18 protein-coding genes are annotated in these 16,139 nt (G+C 67.7%); 10 read left to right on the top strand and 8 right to left on the bottom strand.

Features of this window, described 5'->3' with window-relative positions; genetic code table 11:
- Positions 1-57: 57 nt before the first annotated feature.
- Positions 58-390 carry a multidrug efflux SMR transporter gene (locus tag C5B90_RS06990; protein WP_115802708.1) on the bottom strand — a complete coding sequence of 111 codons (333 nt, stop codon included), beginning with the start codon at positions 388-390 and terminating at the stop codon, positions 58-60.
- Positions 391-511: 121 nt separating this feature from the next.
- Here C5B90_RS06990 and C5B90_RS06985 point away from each other — a divergent pair, with 121 nt between their 5' ends.
- Together C5B90_RS06985 and hjc are read left to right on the top strand one after the other, a co-directional pair.
- Positions 512-1,300 carry a TrmB family transcriptional regulator gene (locus tag C5B90_RS06985; protein WP_115880153.1) on the top strand — a complete coding sequence of 263 codons (789 nt, stop codon included), beginning with the start codon at positions 512-514 and terminating at the stop codon, positions 1,298-1,300.
- A 78-nt stretch (positions 1,301-1,378) separates the two neighbouring features.
- Positions 1,379-1,801: a Holliday junction resolvase Hjc gene (hjc, locus tag C5B90_RS06980; protein ID WP_007275553.1), complete on the top strand. Its 423-nt coding sequence runs from the start codon at positions 1,379-1,381 to the stop codon at positions 1,799-1,801.
- Positions 1,802-1,837: 36 nt separating this feature from the next.
- Here hjc and C5B90_RS06975 read toward each other — a convergent pair whose 3' ends face one another.
- A complete protein-coding gene (locus C5B90_RS06975; protein ID WP_058568417.1) occupies positions 1,838-2,485 on the bottom strand; it encodes an SWIM zinc finger family protein in 648 nt (215 codons plus the stop codon).
- A 219-nt stretch (positions 2,486-2,704) separates the two neighbouring features.
- On the opposite strand from C5B90_RS06975, the gene C5B90_RS06970 reads away from it, so the two are divergent.
- A complete protein-coding gene (locus C5B90_RS06970) occupies positions 2,705-2,908 on the top strand; it encodes a hypothetical protein (protein WP_004973872.1) in 204 nt (67 codons plus the stop codon).
- A gap of 116 nt (positions 2,909-3,024) precedes the next feature.
- On the opposite strand, the gene C5B90_RS06965 is transcribed toward C5B90_RS06970, so the two are convergent.
- The gene (locus C5B90_RS06965; protein WP_115880613.1) at positions 3,025-4,125 is read right to left on the bottom strand and encodes a DNA primase; all 1,101 of its coding nucleotides are present in this window, start codon (positions 4,123-4,125) and stop codon (positions 3,025-3,027) included.
- Positions 4,126-4,269: 144 nt separating this feature from the next.
- Between C5B90_RS06965 and C5B90_RS06960 the strand changes: the two genes are divergently transcribed.
- The 3 genes from C5B90_RS06960 (at position 4,270) to C5B90_RS06950 (ending at position 8,175) form a co-directional block, all read left to right on the top strand.
- Positions 4,270-4,863, top strand: a complete 594-nt coding sequence (locus tag C5B90_RS06960) for a hypothetical protein (protein WP_115880151.1) — start codon at positions 4,270-4,272, stop codon at positions 4,861-4,863.
- A gap of 65 nt (positions 4,864-4,928) precedes the next feature.
- Complete coding sequence (locus C5B90_RS06955; RefSeq protein WP_115880149.1) at positions 4,929-6,293, top strand: MFS transporter; 1,365 nt, start codon at positions 4,929-4,931, stop codon at positions 6,291-6,293.
- A 115-nt stretch (positions 6,294-6,408) separates the two neighbouring features.
- Entirely contained in the window at positions 6,409-8,175 is a 1,767-nt protein-coding gene (locus C5B90_RS06950) for a histidine kinase N-terminal 7TM domain-containing protein (protein WP_115880147.1), read from the top strand.
- Between the two features lie 66 nt (positions 8,176-8,241).
- Here C5B90_RS06950 and C5B90_RS06945 read toward each other — a convergent pair whose 3' ends face one another.
- Positions 8,242-8,985, bottom strand: a complete 744-nt coding sequence (locus tag C5B90_RS06945; RefSeq protein WP_004065599.1) for a DNA polymerase sliding clamp — start codon at positions 8,983-8,985, stop codon at positions 8,242-8,244.
- 273 nt (positions 8,986-9,258) lie between these two features.
- Here C5B90_RS06945 and C5B90_RS06940 point away from each other — a divergent pair, with 273 nt between their 5' ends.
- The 3 genes from C5B90_RS06940 (at position 9,259) to C5B90_RS06930 (ending at position 11,112) form a co-directional block, all read left to right on the top strand.
- Positions 9,259-9,708 (top strand): low molecular weight phosphatase family protein, encoded by a 450-nt coding sequence (locus C5B90_RS06940; protein WP_115880145.1) that lies wholly within the window; start codon positions 9,259-9,261, stop codon positions 9,706-9,708.
- A 109-nt stretch (positions 9,709-9,817) separates the two neighbouring features.
- Entirely contained in the window at positions 9,818-10,591 is a 774-nt protein-coding gene (locus C5B90_RS06935) for a 23S rRNA (uridine(2552)-2'-O)-methyltransferase (RefSeq protein ID WP_058568340.1), read from the top strand.
- Between the two features lie 119 nt (positions 10,592-10,710).
- Complete coding sequence (locus tag C5B90_RS06930; protein ID WP_115880143.1) at positions 10,711-11,112, top strand: hypothetical protein; 402 nt, start codon at positions 10,711-10,713, stop codon at positions 11,110-11,112.
- Positions 11,113-11,172: 60 nt separating this feature from the next.
- Here C5B90_RS06930 and C5B90_RS20775 read toward each other — a convergent pair whose 3' ends face one another.
- The 4 genes from C5B90_RS20775 to C5B90_RS06915 all read right to left on the bottom strand — a co-directional run bounded on the left by C5B90_RS20775 (position 11,173) and on the right by C5B90_RS06915 (position 14,558).
- Positions 11,173-11,349 carry a hypothetical protein gene (locus C5B90_RS20775; protein WP_004968931.1) on the bottom strand — a complete coding sequence of 59 codons (177 nt, stop codon included), beginning with the start codon at positions 11,347-11,349 and terminating at the stop codon, positions 11,173-11,175.
- 55 nt (positions 11,350-11,404) lie between these two features.
- Positions 11,405-12,121, bottom strand: coding sequence for a queuosine precursor transporter (locus C5B90_RS06925; protein ID WP_115880141.1), 717 nt, complete (start codon positions 12,119-12,121; stop codon positions 11,405-11,407).
- Positions 12,114-12,290, bottom strand: a complete 177-nt coding sequence (locus C5B90_RS06920; protein WP_115880139.1) for a ribbon-helix-helix domain-containing protein — start codon at positions 12,288-12,290, stop codon at positions 12,114-12,116. Before C5B90_RS06920 ends, C5B90_RS06925 begins: the two co-directional genes overlap by 8 nt.
- A 111-nt stretch (positions 12,291-12,401) precedes the next feature.
- A complete protein-coding gene (locus C5B90_RS06915; RefSeq protein WP_115880137.1) occupies positions 12,402-14,558 on the bottom strand; it encodes a twin-arginine translocase subunit TatC in 2,157 nt (718 codons plus the stop codon).
- 130 nt (positions 14,559-14,688) lie between these two features.
- Here C5B90_RS06915 and C5B90_RS06910 point away from each other — a divergent pair, with 130 nt between their 5' ends.
- Positions 14,689-16,122 carry a twin-arginine translocase subunit TatC gene (locus tag C5B90_RS06910; protein WP_115880135.1) on the top strand — a complete coding sequence of 478 codons (1,434 nt, stop codon included), beginning with the start codon at positions 14,689-14,691 and terminating at the stop codon, positions 16,120-16,122.
- Positions 16,123-16,139: the final 17 nt, after the last annotated feature.

The raw sequence follows: 16,139 nt of genomic DNA, 5'->3' as shown, positions 1-16,139 counted from the left end.
AGCAGTATCTGCCAGCCGATGGATAGCTCTGGTGGCGCGTCCGCTTCGACGCCGGCGTCAGTGCGCGGCCATCTCCGAGAGGACGTTGACGCAGTAGATTCCGGCGAGGATGAGAAGCAGGCCGACGACGCCCGTCAGGTCGACCGGTTCGTCGAACACGACGACGCCGATGGCCGCGACGCCGACGATGCCCAGCGCGGCCCACGTCCCGTACACCACACCGATGGGGAGCTCTTCGAGCGTCAGCGAGACGAGGTAGAACGCGAGACCGTAGCCGACTACCACGCCGAGGCTCGGCACGGGCTTGGAAAACCCCGCGGACAGTTTGAGCGCGGTCGTTCCGACGAGTTCCGACGCGATTGCGCCGGCGAGTAACACGTACGGGTTCATGTCCGTCGGTCCCGCCACGACCCGGATGAGCGTTCTGCAATCGCCCGCCACTTGCGGTTCGTTGCTCGCGGCCGGCCAAGAAACATCAAAATACTAACTTGTGGGCGAGGGAGTCCCGCCTATGACCGAACTCGGGGAACTCGGCCTGTCGAACTACGAGGAGAAGGTCTATCGGACGCTCCTCGTCACGGGTGCCGCGACGGCCGCGACCGTCTCGGACGCGAGCGGCGTCCCGAACGGCCGGGTCTACGACGTGCTCAACGGGCTTCGGTCGCGCCGGCTGGTCCGCACGCAGTCGACCCAGCCGACGCGGTACGTCGCCGTCGCCCCGGCCGCGGCGGTCGAGCGACTGCTGGCCGAGCGCGCCGCGGAACTGCGCGAGGAGTGGACACGGTATCGCGACGTGGCCGACGCGGTCCGGTCGAACCTCTTGCCGACACCGCCGGCCGACGGGAGCGTCTGGCTCGGCCGCCTCGGGGGCGACGAGATGCGGACGGCGATGCACGAACACGTGCGGTCGGCGACCGAGTCCGTCTCGGCCGCGGTCGGTCCGCCGTACGAGCGGGCCTCGTGGGAGACGCTCCGCACGGAGTTCGACGCGTTCTTCGAGGGCGCTCGCGACGACCTCGACGTATCGTTGCTCCTCAGCGACGCCGTGCTCGACTCGCTCCCCGACGAGTTTCGGGAACTCGTGGCGTCGAAGCCGCAGACGGTTCGAGCCCGGACCCTGCCGCAGCTGCCGGTCTCGTTCGACGTCGTCGACGGGACGGTCGCGTCGGTCGATATTCCGCACCCACAGTCCGCCGCCGACCGCCTCGGCGTCGTCGTGGTGACGGACGCGGGCGTCGTCGGCGAGTTCGACCGCCAGTTCCGGGCGCTGTGGGGAGAGGCCGTCCCGCTTTTCGAGTGACACCGCGCCGTGCCGGGGCAACTGCGCTCCCGGACGCCGGTCGTCCCATTTATCACCGCCCGCGGCCGACTCCAGACCATGTCTTCGAACAGAAAGGGAGACCGACGCGAGCGCGAACTCGTCAACGCTCTCGACGAGGCCGGGTTCGCCGTCATGCGCGCGCCCGCCTCCGGGAGCGCGACGACGCGCGAACTCCCCGACGTGCTCGCGGGCAACGGCGAGGTCTTCTACGCTATCGAGGCGAAGTCCTCCAGCGGTCGCCCCATCTACCTGAGCGGCGAGGAGGTCGAAGCGCTCGTCTACTTCTCGCGGAACTTCGGCGCGAAGGCCCGCATCGCCGTCCGATTCGACCGCGAGGACTGGTACTTCTTCCACCCCGGCGACCTCTACGTGACCGACGGCGGGAACTACCGGGTGAAAAAGGAGACGGCGCTGGCGGAAGGCGAGGACTTCGAGTCGTTCACCGGCGGTCCGACCCAGACCAAACTCGGCGGCGACTGAGGCCGCGACGCGAGTTCCTTAATCCTCCGCGTTCGCTCACGCCCGAGCGAGTCGCTCGCCGAGCGTGCGAGCGCCGACGAACCCGCGCTCGACGCGGCTGAGCCGCGAGGCGGGGAACCGGTAGGCGTGCAGTTCGCCGAGGTCGGCGAGGCCGGCGTTCACCGGCAGCGAGTCCAGATACACGGCCTCGAAGGCCGGTTCGTGGTCGCCGTAGTCGCGGTTGCTCTCGTACTCCGAGACGAGACGTCCCGTCTCGGTCGGCGTCTCGTCGGCGCGGGTGCCGAGCGCCCGCGTGACGACGAGGAGGCTCCCGCTCTCGCGGTCGTGGACGAGGTCGCCGGCGCGGTGTTCGTGGTCGGGACAGAGCTGTGGCCCCGTCGCGTCCATCGGGACGAACGTCTCGTCGCCGCAGACGGCGCAGGTGGCGCTCCGGCGGCCCGGCGGCGGAACTTCGCCGCGGGTGATTTCGATGGCGACCCGGCGGAGGTGCTTACAGCGGGCGTGCCGGATGGCGTTGTCTGGGCAGGTACAGGTGCGCGCCTCCACGTCGACGACGTAGGTGCCGCCGTCGGTTTCGACGACGTAGCGACCGTCGCGGAGCGGCCGGACGGCCATCGGTTCGACGCGGGCGCGGCGGGCGCGACCGGCCAGTCCGTCGGACGGGAGTGTGGTCTTGCGGCGCACCGGGCGGCGAGTCGACGCGGGTGTGTGTGCGATGTGCGTCATGGTGGTGCGGGATTCCGACCCTACCAGCGGCTGTCCGGGGTCAGTTTCCGTTACCTGTGTATAGGTTCTCGAACGACCTAAACCCTCGTTTCACGTGGAAAATCGGGCGCGTGAGTGGCTCTCGTCGGGCATCCGCCCATCGAAGACCTTTTAGAACGGCCGCGGATACGTCGTCGCATGGCTATCGAAGCGGAGATGCGGCGGAAGATTGCCGTCTCCATCGTCGCGGTCGGGGTGTTTATCGCCCTCATCGTCGGCATCGGTGCGACCTACAACCAGAGTGGACTCATCTCCACCGGCGGGTTCGCACTCGTCGGCGCTATCACGGCGTTCGTCCTCGTGATGGCTGGTATCGGCGTTTGGCTGTCGCGTTCTTCCTAACCCGGTCGGTCGGTTTCGGCGGCCCGGTCGTCGCCACGCCAGCGCTCGACGCGCAGCGGCGGCGCTCGGCGGTCTGTTGACGGCCCGCAGGAATGTCTCCCGTCTCCCTTTCCCTGTCAGTCGGCGGCTTCGTCCGCGGCGGCCGCGTCCGCGTCGTTCGTCGCCGTCTCGAAGTACTTCATCGGGTGCTTGATGGTGTCACAGCGGTCGTCGCGGTTCACACAGAGGTCGTACGCCTGCATCGTCTCGCAGGTCGGCGGCGCGTACTGCGACCCGCTGGAGTCCGAGAGGACGGTCGCCAGCTTTTGCAACTCCTCGGCGTTCGCGTCGCCGACGACGCCCCCGACCGCCTCGGGTTCGAGGCCGACGCCGACGAGGAACGCCGCGAGCGCGAACGCCGCCTCGTTCGGGAGGTCCTCGCCGTCCTGCGCCCGCGCCAACAGCGCTTCGACGCAGGGCGGGAAGTGGTCGGGGTCCACCGAGTCGACGTAGACGACGTTGACCGCGCCGCGGTCCGAAAGCAGGTTCCGCAGGCGCTCGACGTGGGGTTTGAGCGCGTCGGCGAGTCGGTCGCCGGCGTCGCTCCCGCGGACGGCGAAGGGAAGCCCCTCGGCGACCCGGCGGCGGGCCGCCTCGCGGAGCAGTTCCGAGAGCTCCTCGCGGGTGACGCGAACCGCGCCGTCGGCCAGCGAGCGGTTGACGAGTCGCCAGTCCGCGCCCCAGTCGGTGTCGGAGTAAGTGAGGTACGGCCCCACGTCGACCCAGTAATGGTCGGGCGCGCGGCGGCTGTTCCGGTTCCGGTTCGATTCGGCCCGCACCGCGCCGTCGAGGTCGAACTCGCGGAGGAAGTCGTCGAGGTTCGCGCGGGCATCGCCGTGGACGTCGTCGTCGCCGGCGTCGAAGTCGGCGAGCATGCGCTCGTAGGCCGTGTCGGCCTCGGCGCGGGCGTACTTGTCCACCGCCGCGGGCGTCTCGACGAGCGAGACGATGATGCGCGAGATGGGGTACGAGAGCAGTTCCGTCTGGGTGTCCCACCCGTAGGCCTCGTCGGGGTCGGGCTCGACGGTGCCCTCCATGAGGGCGCGCTCGACGCGCTCGACGCCACGCTCGACGGCCGGGGCGTCCTCGGCGACGAGCGTCGCGATGGCGACGTCGGCCGATTCGACCGCCTCTCTGGCCGCGGCGAAGAACGGGTATCGGGCGTGGAGCGGGCGCATCCGCATACCGCCACGTTCCGGGTGCCCACCGATAAACGCGACGGATTCGGCGGTGGCGCACGGGTCGCGTGAGCCCGTCACAGCCCTCGTCGCGACGACGGCGCATCACACAACCTATTACCGACCACTTCCTCAGGCTCTCACGTGCCGCACTTCGACTACCCGTGTCCGGACTGCCGCGCCACGACCAGTCTCCACGACGCCGACTGCCGCTTCGAGGGGACGCCGTGGGTCGAAGTCGAGCGGGCCTACGTCGACATCATCTCCGTCCTCGCGGGCGGCCCGTGCGACGAGGAGACGCTCCGCCGCGAAGCGCCGGGCGAGTGGGGGCCGCTCCAGCAGGCCGCGCTCCGCCGACTCAAGCGCGACGAGCGGGTGTCGGAAGCGAACTCGGGCGTCCTTCGGCTCCTCACCGCCGAGGAGTTCAGAGAGGAGGTGTCCGAGCCGACCCGGGAGCCGATGCGGACGCTCCACCAGTACGGGAGCGTCCCCGGCTGTCACGACAACGCCGTCTTCGCCATGATAGCGTGGTACGAGATGGTCGGCCTGTCGTGGCCCGAGACGCGCGAGAACGTCGTCAACTGGCTCCGTGACACCGGCTCGTGGGACCGTGGCGGTTTCGAGGAGGCGACGCCCGCCGAACTCGTCGAGAAGAAGCGCCACGTCTACGACGCGGGCTACGGCTGGAAGGAGAAGGCCGTCTCGGCCAAGCGCGTCATCGACAGATACCGTTCCTGAGCGTCGACCTCAGTCTCCAGAACCCCGGCGCAACCGTTAGGCGCTTCTCGAACCTGTGTAGTGTCGTGAGTGCCCCCGAGTCCGCCGTCTCTCCCGACGCCGAGTTCCCCGAGGAGTCGCGGGGAACGCGCCGCGCCCTCGCGGTCGTCATCGCCGTCGTCTTCATCGACCTCCTCGGGTTCGGGGTCGTCATTCCTATCCTACCGTTCTACGTCCGGAGCTTCGGCGTCAGCGACGTGTACATCGGCCTCTTGGCTGCGTCGTACTCGCTCATGCAGTTCCTCTTCGCGCCAGTCCTCGGCCGCATCTCCGACCAGCGTGGCCGCCGGCCGGTCATCATGCTATCGCTCGTCGGGAGCGTCCTCGCGTGGACCGTCTTCGGCGTCGCCGGCGAAATCGACCTGCTGTTCGGGACGGGGCTCGCGGTGGCGACGCTGTTCGCCTCGCGGATGCTCGCGGGCGCGATGGGCGGCAACATCGCCACGGCGCAGGCGTACATCGCCGACATCACGCCGCCTGCGCGGCGGGCCGGTGCGCTCGGTCTCGTCGGCGCGTCGTTCAGTCTCGGGTTCATCTTCGGCCCGGCAATCGGCGGGCTGATGGCGTCCGACCCGGTGGTCGCGCTCGCCCGCGACCTGCTCCCGTCGTTCGTGCCCGCGACGCGCTTTTCCCTGCCGAGTTTCACCGCGGCGGCGTTGAGCCTCGTGAGCCTCGGCTTCGCGTTCGTCTTCCTGCGCGAACCCGAGCGCACCCGCGCGCCGGCCGGTACGCCCGCGACGACGCTCGTCTCGCAGTTCCGCACCGCCCTCGACGACGACGACCTCCGGGGGCTCGTCGTCTCCTTTTTCGTCGTCTCGGTCGCCTTCTCGGGGATTCAGGTCATGTTCATCCCCTTCGCGGCCGACGTGTACGGCTACGGCGAGACTGAGACGGCGCTGTTTCTGACTTACATCGGCTTGCTCGGCACGCTGAACCAGGGGGTCGTCGTCGGCCGACTCGCCCGGCGGTACTCGGAGGCGAAACTGGCTGTCGTCGGCGCGGTCGGGCTCCTACTCTCGCTCGCGTTGCTCCCCTTTTCGCCCGACATCGGGGCGGTGCTCCCCGCGGTCGGCGGCCCACCGTGGCTCACCCGCGAACTCGTGGCGCTCCTCTTCGTCGGGGCGCTGCTGTCGTTCGGCAACGGGATGTTGAACGTCTCGCTGTCGACGCTCGTCTCCACGTCGGCGTCGGCCGACCAGCAGGGCAACGCCTTCGGCGTCACGCAGGGCGCGGGAAGCCTCGGCCGGACGCTCGGCCCGCCGTCGATGGCGGTGCTGTACGTCCTCGCGTACTGGTCGCCGTTCGTCGTCGGGGCCGCGCTCATCGTGCCCGTGGTCTACGTCCTCGCGTCCGTAGCGCGCCGGTCGCGGGCGGAAGTGGACGCGCCCTGAGTGGTCCTGCGTGCCGCGGCCGCGACACGACACCGCGGCCGAGACGCGGGTAAACCGTCGCTCGAATTTCGCCGCGGCCCGCAAGTGTTACGAGCGCCGAGTCTGAGGTCTACCCGTGCCTTCGGTCGTCGCCGTCTCGCCGCTGGTCGTCCTCTGCCTCGTCGCGGCGCTCGTCTCCGTCTCCATCGCGGTCGTCGCCTGGCGCGAGGGTACCGAACCCGGTTCGAAGTCGCTGTCGGTCCTCCTGTTTTCGGCGGCGCTCTGGGCCGGCTCCTACGGCGTCGCGCTCACGGTGTTCGACCCCGCGCTCCGATTCTGGTTCCAAATCCCCATCGACGTCGCGCAGGCCGTCATCGCGCCCGCGTGGTTCGCGTTCTCGCTTTCCTACACCGGCCGCGGCGAACTCCTCTCGCGACGGCTCATCGCCGGACTCCTCGTGTTTCCGACCGCCACCGTCGTCGCGCTCGCCACGAACCCGAGCCACGGCTTGCTGTGGACGAACTACCACATCGACCCGGTGTTCGGTGCGGCCACGGTGCGGTTCGACCCGAGCCTCTGGTACTACCTCCACGCGGTGTACGGCTACGTCATCATCGGCTCCGGATTGGTCCTCGTCATCGAGATGCTGGTCGAACGGCTCTCGCACTACCGTGAGCAGGCGGTCACCCTCGCCATCGGCTCGACCGCGCCGACGGTCGCCCACGTCGCCCACACCTTCGGCATCGGCCCGCTTCAGATGGTGAACTTCACGCCCATCGCGCTCGCGGTGACGGGTGCGACGTTCGGCCACGCGCTCTACCGGTTCCAGCTGTTCGGGCTCTCGCCGGCGACCGGTCGGCTCGGCCGCCGCGCCGCTATCGACGACGTGGCCGTGGGTATTCTCGTCCTCGACCGCGAGCACCGCGTGGTCGACGCCAACGAGACCGCCTCGTCGCTCCTCGACCTCGACCCGGCCTCGGCGTTCGACCCGCTGTCGTCAGTGCTTCCGGGGGTCGACCTCGACGAGGACCGACAGCTCGTGGACGTGACGGTCGACCGCCGCCGCCGGACCTACGAGGTGACACTCTCGCCGGTCACGGACCAACACGGCCGCCGGCTCGGCAGGACCGTCACCGTCTCCGACGTGACGGGGCGGGTCCGCCGCCGACAGCGGCTCGAAGTCCTCAACCGCGTCCTCCGGCACAACCTCAGAAACGACATGACGGTCGTCATCGGCTACGCCGACATGCTCGCAGAGCGGCTCCCGGCGGACCAGCGCGACCCCACCGACACGATACGGGCGCGGTCGAACAAGCTCCTCTCGCTCGGCGAGAAGGCCCGGACCGTCGAGCGAGTCATGGCCGGCATCGACGGCGGCAGCCGATTCGACGTCGCCGAGACGGTCCGAACCTGCGTCACCGAGGTCCGCGCGGAGTTCGACGCCGGCTCGGTCGACGTGGACGCCCCCGAGTCGCTGTCGGTCTCCGGGAGCGAATCGGCGGCGAAGCTCCTCGTCCGCGAACTCGTCGAGAACGCGCTCGAACACGGCGGCGACGACCCGACCGTCTCCGTGTCGGTCCGGGCCGCCGACGCCGACCTCGTCGTCGTCGTCGAAGACGACGGCCCGGGCGTCCCCGACTACGAGCGCTCCGTGGTCGAGACCGGCGGCGAGTCGCCGCTCCAACACGGCAGCGGCCTCGGTCTCTGGGCAGTCCGGTGGACGGTCGACGCGCTCGGCGGCGACCTCTCCTTCGACGTGAGAGACGGGCGGGACGAGACGGACGGTGAGAAAGACGACGCGACCGACGAGTCAACGGGTCGCGGCGACACCGGCACGACGGCGACGGTTCGACTGCCGTACTGGTGCCGGGACGAGACGGCCGACGCCGTCGCTGACCGGTAGGAGTCAGGAGAAGCGAGTGGGACGGCTCGGATGGTCGGTGAACGACGCGGTGGCCGAAACGTCCGCTCAGTCGCTCTGGATGCGCGGGGCGAGCATGTACGTGATGGTGCCCATCCCTTCCGCGATCTGGTAGTGAAGCTTGACAGGGAACTCCTCGCCGAGTTCGACGGTGACCTCGGCGTCGGTCGGAATCGCCTTGTTCATGTCCTTCAGGTAGTCCAGCGAGAACAGCGAGTCGGCAGCGCCGGCTTCGATGCTGATGAGGTCCGCGGGGGGAAGCGACAGGTCCACGTCGTCGGTGTCGCCTTCGGCCTCGATGTGGAACGTCTCTTCCGCGCCGTCGACGCGGAGGCGGATGTGGTCGGAGACCATGTCGGCCGCCTTGATACCGCGGTCGAGGTGCGTCCCCTCGAGGACGATGTTCGCGGCGAGGTCGAGGTCCGGGATGTCGGGTTCCTGGCGAATCGAGTCGGGGTCGATGAGCGCGAGCGTGTACGACAGCCCGTCGATACGGATGTTGAGCTTGCGCGTCTCCTCGTCGAGCGTGAGGTGGATGAGGTCGCCCGAGCCCGCCATCCCGGCGACCTCTTCGAGGCGCGAGAGGTTGACGCCGATGACGCCGCCGTCGGCTTCGTAGGATTCGAACGCCGCCGCGTCGAGCGTGAGGTCCACCATGCCGACGTTCGCGGGGTCGACGGCGCGGATGGAGAGACTCTCCTCGTTGAGTCGAATCTTACACTCGTCGACGAGGACGCTCACGGAGTCGAGCGCGTCCCGGAGCGTCGCGGCGCTCACGATGGCCTTGAACATATGTGCCGTCGTACGACAGCGGTCTTAAAAATACTCCTGATTTGGACTCATCGCAATATGATGTTCGCACGCTCTCCCGCGTGCGCGCTCCCGCGAGTACCCCACCGCTCCCGTCGGCTCCCCATGTGTGTTTTTGTCACTATTTTCGTACATAGCTAAACCGTCGATTTCGGGGGTTTCGGGCTTCAAAGCACTCAAATAGCTGATTGTGTAACCCCTGGTCATGGGGAACAACGAGACGAAGCCAGCCGCCCGCCGACGAGGTGCCGAGAGATGAGCGACGACGCCGACGCCGACGCGACTTCGACCCGCGTCGCCTTCGTCTGCGTCCAGAACGCCGGCCGGAGCCAGATGGCGACGGCCTTCGCCCGCCGGGAGCGCGACGAGCGCGGCGTCGGCGACCGAATCGAGGTCGTCACCGGCGGCACCGACCCCGCCGACCACGTCCACGACGAGGTCGTCGAAGTCATGCGCGAGGAGGGGTTCGACCTCGCCGACGAGACGCCCCGCGCAATCGACCAAGACGAGATTATGGGCGTGGACATCGTCGTCACGATGGGCTGTTCGGCAGAGGGAATCTGCCCGATGACGTGGCGCGGCGACGCTCGCGACTGGGACCTCGATGACCCAGACGGACAGGACCTCGATGCGGTTCGGGCGATTCGCGACGACATCGAGGGGCGCGTCTCGGCGCTGTTCGACGAACTCGTCGGCGACGACTGAGCCCGGCCGCCTCGACGTCCGTGGCTCCCGTGACGTGGCATGGTTCCGCACGATTCACGGCGCAAGCCGAAGCCGGTATACGGCCTGATACGCTACTGATGTCAAGACCATGGCGCGCAAGGACCACTACTACAACAAGGCCAAACAGGAGGGCTACCGCGCCCGCTCGGCCTACAAGCTGAAACAACTCGACGGGGACGCGGGGCTGTTCGGCCCCGGCAACACCGTCGTCGACCTCGGTGCCGCCCCGGGTGGGTGGCTGCAGGTCGCCTCTGAGGCGGTCGGCGACCACGGCAAGGTCGTCGGCGTCGACCTCCAGCGAATCCGCGGCATCGACCGCGACAACGTCCAGACGATTCGCGGCGACATGACCGAAGACGAGACGAAAGAAGAGCTGACGGCCGTCATCGGCGAGCGCGGGGCCGACGCCGTCGTCTCCGACATGGCGCCGAACATGACCGGCGAGTACTCGCTGGACCACGCTCGCTCTGTCTACCTCGCCCGGCAGGCGTTCGAGGTCGCACAGGAACTGTTGGCGACCGGCGGCGACTTCGCCGTGAAGGTGTTCGACGGCCCGGACGTCGCGGACCTCCGCGCCGACATGGAACGGGAGTTCCAGTACGTTCGGTCGATGCGCCCCGACGCCTCGCGCGATAGCTCTTCCGAGCAGTACCTCGTCGGCAAGCACTTCCTCACCGCGCCGGTTCGGAAGGGCGACGAACTCGACGTGGAAATCGTCGACGTGGGCAGCGAGGGAGACGGCATCGCCAAGGTCGAGGACTTCACCCTGTTCGTCTCCGGCACGGAGGCGGGCGACACCCCGACGGTCCGCGTCACCGACGTGAAACCGCGGTTCGCCTTCGCCGAGCCAATCGACGACTGAGCGTGCCGGGTTCCCGCAGTTTTGACTCCCGCGTCACCCGGTCTCGTTCTCGGCGGAATTTGTGCCTAACTTCGGGCAAGAATTATTATCAGTTGACACGATTTTGTTCGTGAGTCCCCATGTCAGCAGATACCACGACCGCCGAGTCGCGACCCCTGTTCACCGGCCTTCCGTCGGGCATCGTCCCGTACGTCGCTATCGCCGGGGCGTTGGCGTCGGCGTACGTCCACCTCTCGATGGCCCCGATGTTGCTCCAGTTCGACCAGACACAGGCGGTGCTGTTCGTCCTCGCGGGCGTCGGCTTCCTCGCGGGTACCGCCGTCTACCTGAGCAGGTTCTGGCGGCGCGAGTTCTACCTCGTCGCCATCGCGTTCGCGCTCGCTCAAATCGTCGCCTGGGTCGTCATGAGCGGACGGGTCAGCGACATGGCGATTCTCTCGAAGGGCGGCGAGGCGGTTTTCGCCGTCGCGGCGGCGTACCTCTACCTGAACGACCCGTCGGGCACTGACACGGCGGTCTGAGCGTACGCTGTCGCTCTCGCCGGCTCCGCGCCGCAGCGTCTCATCGCCGCACCGTCTTTTTCAGTCGTACACCACGAGGTCGAGGCGAAGCCCCGTCCGGCACCCCTTCCAACCCCCGCGGCAGGCTCCGGTGGCGAGGATATCGCCGAACGACGTGTACGTCCCGCAGTTCGGACAGCGAACCCCCATCTCCATCCCGTCCCGTTCGGTGAGCCTGTGGCGGTGCTCGTCGGCCATACACCGTGTGGTATGCTACCAAAAGAGATAAGCCGTCCGTCGTCCCGAGAACGCCTCAGTCCGCGACCCAGCCGTCGGTCGAGGACTCGTCGTCGCGCAGGAGCGCGACGACCCCGTAGACGAACGGGGTGTCCACGACTGCGATGAGGAGTTTCAGGAGATACTGGCCGACGGCGAGGCCGACGAGGACGTTCCACTCGAACGGGTCGCCGATACCGAGGACCGTCGGCGCGACGTAGAACGCGACGCCGACGAAGATGACCGTGTCGATGGCCTGACTCGTCGCCGTCGAGACGATGTTGCGGAGCCAGAGGAACGCGCCGTCGGTCATGTCGCGGATGCCGTGGAAGACGATGACGTCCCAGTTCTGGCTCACGAGGTACGCGAGCAGGCTCCCGGCGACGATGTTCGTCCCCGACGAGAGCACCGTGGCGAACTGCCCGGCGAACTCGGGGTCCGCGGCGGGTGCGGCGATGGTGCTCCAGACGAGGCCGAGGAGGACGAAGTTCATGACGAAGCCGACGTTCACCATGACCTGTGCCGCCCGGCGACCGTACAGTTCGGAGTAGCAGTCGGACGCGAAGAAGGTGAGCGCGTACGCCAGCGCCGCCCCCGGCATCAGGATGGCCGCGCCGACGTACGGGAGTTCGCCGATTGCGGCCGGCAGGGGAATCGCGAGCAGTTTCGACGCCGTCAACTGCGCCGTCGTCAGCGCGGTGACGAACAGGCCGACGAGGGCGACCTGCCCGACGGCCGACCGCCCCTCACTCATCTTCGACGAGTCGGTTGTGTCGGTCGTCTATCTCGTCGAGGATATCGAGCGTCTTCCGGATAGACGCCCGAACCGCATCGCTCCGGTTCACGAATTTCCTGTCGTCGCCGACGTGCTCGTCTAAGTCAGCGAGCAGTTCGTCGGGAATCTCGACGCTTATCTTGGCCATACTCTGCGATTCTCACGAGAATACTTAACGCCTTTTCAACGGTCTCAGCGGCGATATTTGGCGCGTTTTCGGGCCGGTGAGTCGGCGCGGCGGTCGCTTCGAGGACCGCCCTCACTCCGCCGCGCCGCGGGCGGGCGAGAGGTCGCGCCGGCCGCCGACCGTCAGCACGAACAGGATGCCGAGACCGATGCCGTAGGCGGCCATCAGCGGGAGCGTCACCATGAACATCGTCGTGATGCTCGCGGGGGTGAACACCGCCGAGATGGCGAGGATGAACACCGTGACCTCGCGCCAGCGCTTCCGCATCATCCGGTAGCTGATGCCGGCGGTGTTGAGAAGCACCATCAGGATGGGGATGTCGGCGAGGAGGCCGATACCCGCGGTGGTGAAGAAGATGAGCCAGAAGAAGTTGGTGATGCGGTAGGAGATTATCATGTTCGCCGCGATGGCGTCCTCGACGAGGAACGTGATGACTGTCGGCGCGACGTAGCTGTAGCCGAGCGCGAAGCCGCCGAGGAGACCGCCGGCGAGCGCGCCGGTCCACAGGAAGACGGTCCGGCGGCGCTTGCGGATGATGTTGCGCTCGCGGAGCGCGGGCCACGCGAAGTACGCGACGAGCGGAAGCGTCGCCAGCACGGCCAGAATCGTCGAGAACTTCACCTCGAAGATGAGCGCTTCCATCGGGTGAAGCGCGACGACGTTGAGCACCTCCTCGGGCGTCACCGCGGCGGGGAGTCGGCCGAGGAAGTCCTCGTAGACGTCCCTGATGCCGCCCGTGTAGAGCCAGCCGAACGTCGTCGCGAGGACGAGCATGAACCAGCCGACGACCCAGAACGCCCGCGAGGTGACGGAGTCGACGATGAACGCGATGTCGGTGTAGTAGCCGCCGACGTCGTCCTCGTCGGTCTCGCCCCCGGTCAGTTCGGAGAAGAACGCGCCGCCCGCGCGGGTCGTCCGGTCTTCGAGTTCGCCCGGCTCGTCTTCGGCGTCGGCCGCCTCAGCCTCGCGGTCCGCTTCGGCCTCGTCGAACCGGTCGATGAGGGCCTGCGCTTTGGCCTTGTCGCCGTCGTCGATTGCGGCGGACGCGAGGCTCATAATCTCGTCTTCGTCGCGGTCGGCGAAGACCTCGGGCGGCGCGGCGCGGACGCCCGCCACGTCGAGCGCGGAGAGGTCGAGTTTCGAGGGGTCACCGACGCCGATTTCGGTCCGTTCGAGCCGCTGGATGTCGCGGTAGACGAGGTAGGCGAGCCCGAGCGCGAGGCCGACGACACCGCCGGCGACGACGAACGCGCCCAACACGAGTCCCGTGCCGGGGTCGAGGAACACGTAGTCGCTTCCGACCGCGGCGAGTCCGTTGTTGACGAGGCCGACGCCGCCGTACTCGTAGAAGGCGTAGACGAGGAGGCCGCCGACGACGGCGACGCCAGCGAGGAGGTTCCAGTGGTGAGTCGCCGTCGCCTTGATGTCCATCTTCTCGCTGCCGCGCTTGGCCGTGACGACCACGCGGGCGAGATAGAGGCTGAAGGCGTACAGCGTGATGACGGGTACCGCCCACATGATTTGGGTGAACGGGTCCGGCGGGGTGAACAGCGCGCCGAACGCGAAGATGCCGACGACGGCGTGGCGCCACTTGTCGCGGAACAGTTCGTAGGGGACGATTTCGGCGTAGGAGAGCGCGGTCATCGCGAGCGGGAGTTGGCTCGCGAGACCGAACGAGAGCGTGAGCAGGAAAATAAACTGCGCCCACTTCACGATGGAGTAACTCGGCGTGAATCCGGCCGACAGCGCGTTCTGCGCGAGGAACGCGAACGTGAACGGGAAGAAGACGAAGTAGCCGTAGGCGACGCCCGCGGCGAACAGCACGACCATCGTCAGCCCGATGAGTGCGAGTTTCCACGGCGCGACGGGCGATTTCGGCCACGCGCCCCGGGCTTTCAGCGCGTCCCGCGAGACGTAGATGAACGGCGGGAGCGCGAAGAGAACCCCAACGACGAGGCCGATTTTCGCCTGCAAGAGGATGACGTCGAACGGCGTCTGGGCGATGATGCTGACGTCGCCGGCGATGCTGGCGTCCATCTGTGCCTTGGTCACGCCGCGGAAGAACTCCCAGACGTAGAGTCGGAGCGCGTAGAACGTACCGAGGAACCCGACGAGGAAGACGATAAAGACCTTCTGGAGGTCTTTTTGCGCCGCTCGGAGCATCGCACCGGCGGTCTCGCGGCCTGCCGCGATGGTCTGTTGGGTGTCCTCGTCGAGGGCGCTGGACATACGTACGTGGCGAAAGCAGTCTGGCGGTTATCAATCTTTTTCACCGCGGGCGTGATTTCGACTCCCTCGACGCGCCTCCTCGGCGCGATGCGAAAAGACCTATAACTGGCCGGAAGCGTAGGACACCTGAATGGCGGACGAGGAGCGCGACACAGGGCTCTCTGCGGCCGACGACGAGACGGACGCCTCGGACGACGCCGACCAGCGCTCGTCCGACGAGTCTGACGACGACGGGGCTTCGTCGTCCGACGGTCCGGTTTACGGTCGAGTCACCCCGCGAGACGAGACCGTTACCGACGGGTCTGCCGACGACGCTTCCGACGACACCGATACCGACGAGACGGAAGACGACGCCGGCGACGCCGACACTGATGCGGCCCCCGAAAGCGACGCGGACGATTCTGATTCCGAAGACGACGCGGACGATTCCGACTCGGACGACGGTGTCGAGGACTCCGACGCTGATGGTGATTCTTCCGGAAGTACCGGTGATAGCGACGATGCCGACAACTCCGACGACGAACCGCGTCTCCTCGCCGACGACGAACACACCTCGCACGTGCCCGAGGGGACGTACGATGACTCGAGCGACGAGTCGGCCAACGACGCCGACCCGGACGCGGCGGCCGACGGCGCGACCCCGGCGCTGACCGGCGAAGACGAGGTGGGCGGCGTGGCTCCGTCGTCCGTCTCCGTCGAGGACGCCGAGTTCGACGACCCCGAGTTCGAGGGCGACGACTTCGACGACGAAGACGTTGGTGGCCTCGTCGGCGAGGCACCCGAGAGCGACCAGGAGATGCCGCTGACCGCGCACATCGAGGAGATGATTCGCCGGCTGGCGGTCGTCCTCGGCGTCGCCGGCGCGATTACGCTCGTGCTCTTCCCCGGCGCGGACATCCTCAACGCGCTCGTGGACACGCAGGCCGCTTTCGGCATCCACATCCCGAGCGCGACCGACGTTATCAACTTCCTCTGGAACTCCCACATCCCCGGCGCGGACACCATCGTGGACCGCCGGCCGCGGCTCTACGGTCCGCTCGAACTCATCCTCACCAAACTGAAGGTCGCCGGCCTCGCCGGCACCGTCATCGGCCTCCCCGTGTTCGTCTACGAGACGTACCTGTTCATGCGTCCCGGCCTCTACCCGAAAGAGCGCAAGTACTACCTCGCGGCCGTGCCGACGAGCCTCATCCTCGCGCTCGTCGGTGTCCTCTTCGCGCACTTCGTGGTGCTCCCGGCCATATTCGCGTACTTCACCTCCTACACCGAGGGGACCGCCGTCGTCGCGTTCGGTCTCAAAGAGACGTTCAACCTCATCCTCATCCTGATGGGCTACATGGCGGTCGTCTTCCAGATTCCGCTGTTCGTGGAACTGGCCATCATGATGAACCTCGTCACCCGGCAGTGGCTCGAAGACCGCCGTCTGCTGTTCTGGGGCGCGTTCCTCGGCCTCGCGTTCCTCGTCAGCCCCGACCCGACCGGGATGGCCCCGATCATCATCGGCGCGACGATGATTGTCCTGTTCGAGGGGACGCTCGCGGCCTTACGTTGGACCGGAAACTGACCGGATTCTCGCTTTTT

This window comes from Haloferax sp. Atlit-12N (assembly GCF_003383095.1).
In the GTDB taxonomy this organism is placed as follows: domain Archaea; phylum Halobacteriota; class Halobacteria; order Halobacteriales; family Haloferacaceae; genus Haloferax.
Note: the sequence above shows the minus strand (reverse complement) of the source record. Positions and strands in the feature narration are given on the sequence as shown.

Bases quoted from the DNA above. Each gene is read 5' to 3' on its own strand.
- C5B90_RS06920 (WP_115880139.1), bottom strand. From the start codon at position 12,290: ATGGCCAAGATAAGCGTCGAGATTCCCGACGAACTGCTCGCTGACTTA.
- C5B90_RS06925 (WP_115880141.1), bottom strand. From the start codon at position 12,121: ATGAGTGAGGGGCGGTCGGCCGTCGGGCAGGTCGCCCTCGTCGGCCTG.
- C5B90_RS20775 (WP_004968931.1), bottom strand. From the start codon at position 11,349: ATGGCCGACGAGCACCGCCACAGGCTCACCGAACGGGACGGGATGGAG.
- C5B90_RS06910 (WP_115880135.1), top strand. From the start codon at position 14,689: ATGGCGGACGAGGAGCGCGACACAGGGCTCTCTGCGGCCGACGACGAG.
- C5B90_RS06990 (WP_115802708.1), bottom strand. From the start codon at position 390: ATGAACCCGTACGTGTTACTCGCCGGCGCAATCGCGTCGGAACTCGTC.
- C5B90_RS06945 (WP_004065599.1), bottom strand. From the start codon at position 8,985: ATGTTCAAGGCCATCGTGAGCGCCGCGACGCTCCGGGACGCGCTCGAC.
- C5B90_RS06970 (WP_004973872.1), top strand. From the start codon at position 2,705: ATGGCTATCGAAGCGGAGATGCGGCGGAAGATTGCCGTCTCCATCGTC.
- C5B90_RS06940 (WP_115880145.1), top strand. From the start codon at position 9,259: ATGAGCGACGACGCCGACGCCGACGCGACTTCGACCCGCGTCGCCTTC.
- C5B90_RS06915 (WP_115880137.1), bottom strand. From the start codon at position 14,558: ATGTCCAGCGCCCTCGACGAGGACACCCAACAGACCATCGCGGCAGGC.
- C5B90_RS06985 (WP_115880153.1), top strand. From the start codon at position 512: ATGACCGAACTCGGGGAACTCGGCCTGTCGAACTACGAGGAGAAGGTC.
- C5B90_RS06965 (WP_115880613.1), bottom strand. From the start codon at position 4,125: ATGCGCCCGCTCCACGCCCGATACCCGTTCTTCGCCGCGGCCAGAGAG.
- C5B90_RS06935 (WP_058568340.1), top strand. From the start codon at position 9,818: ATGGCGCGCAAGGACCACTACTACAACAAGGCCAAACAGGAGGGCTAC.
- C5B90_RS06930 (WP_115880143.1), top strand. From the start codon at position 10,711: ATGTCAGCAGATACCACGACCGCCGAGTCGCGACCCCTGTTCACCGGC.
- hjc (WP_007275553.1), top strand. From the start codon at position 1,379: ATGTCTTCGAACAGAAAGGGAGACCGACGCGAGCGCGAACTCGTCAAC.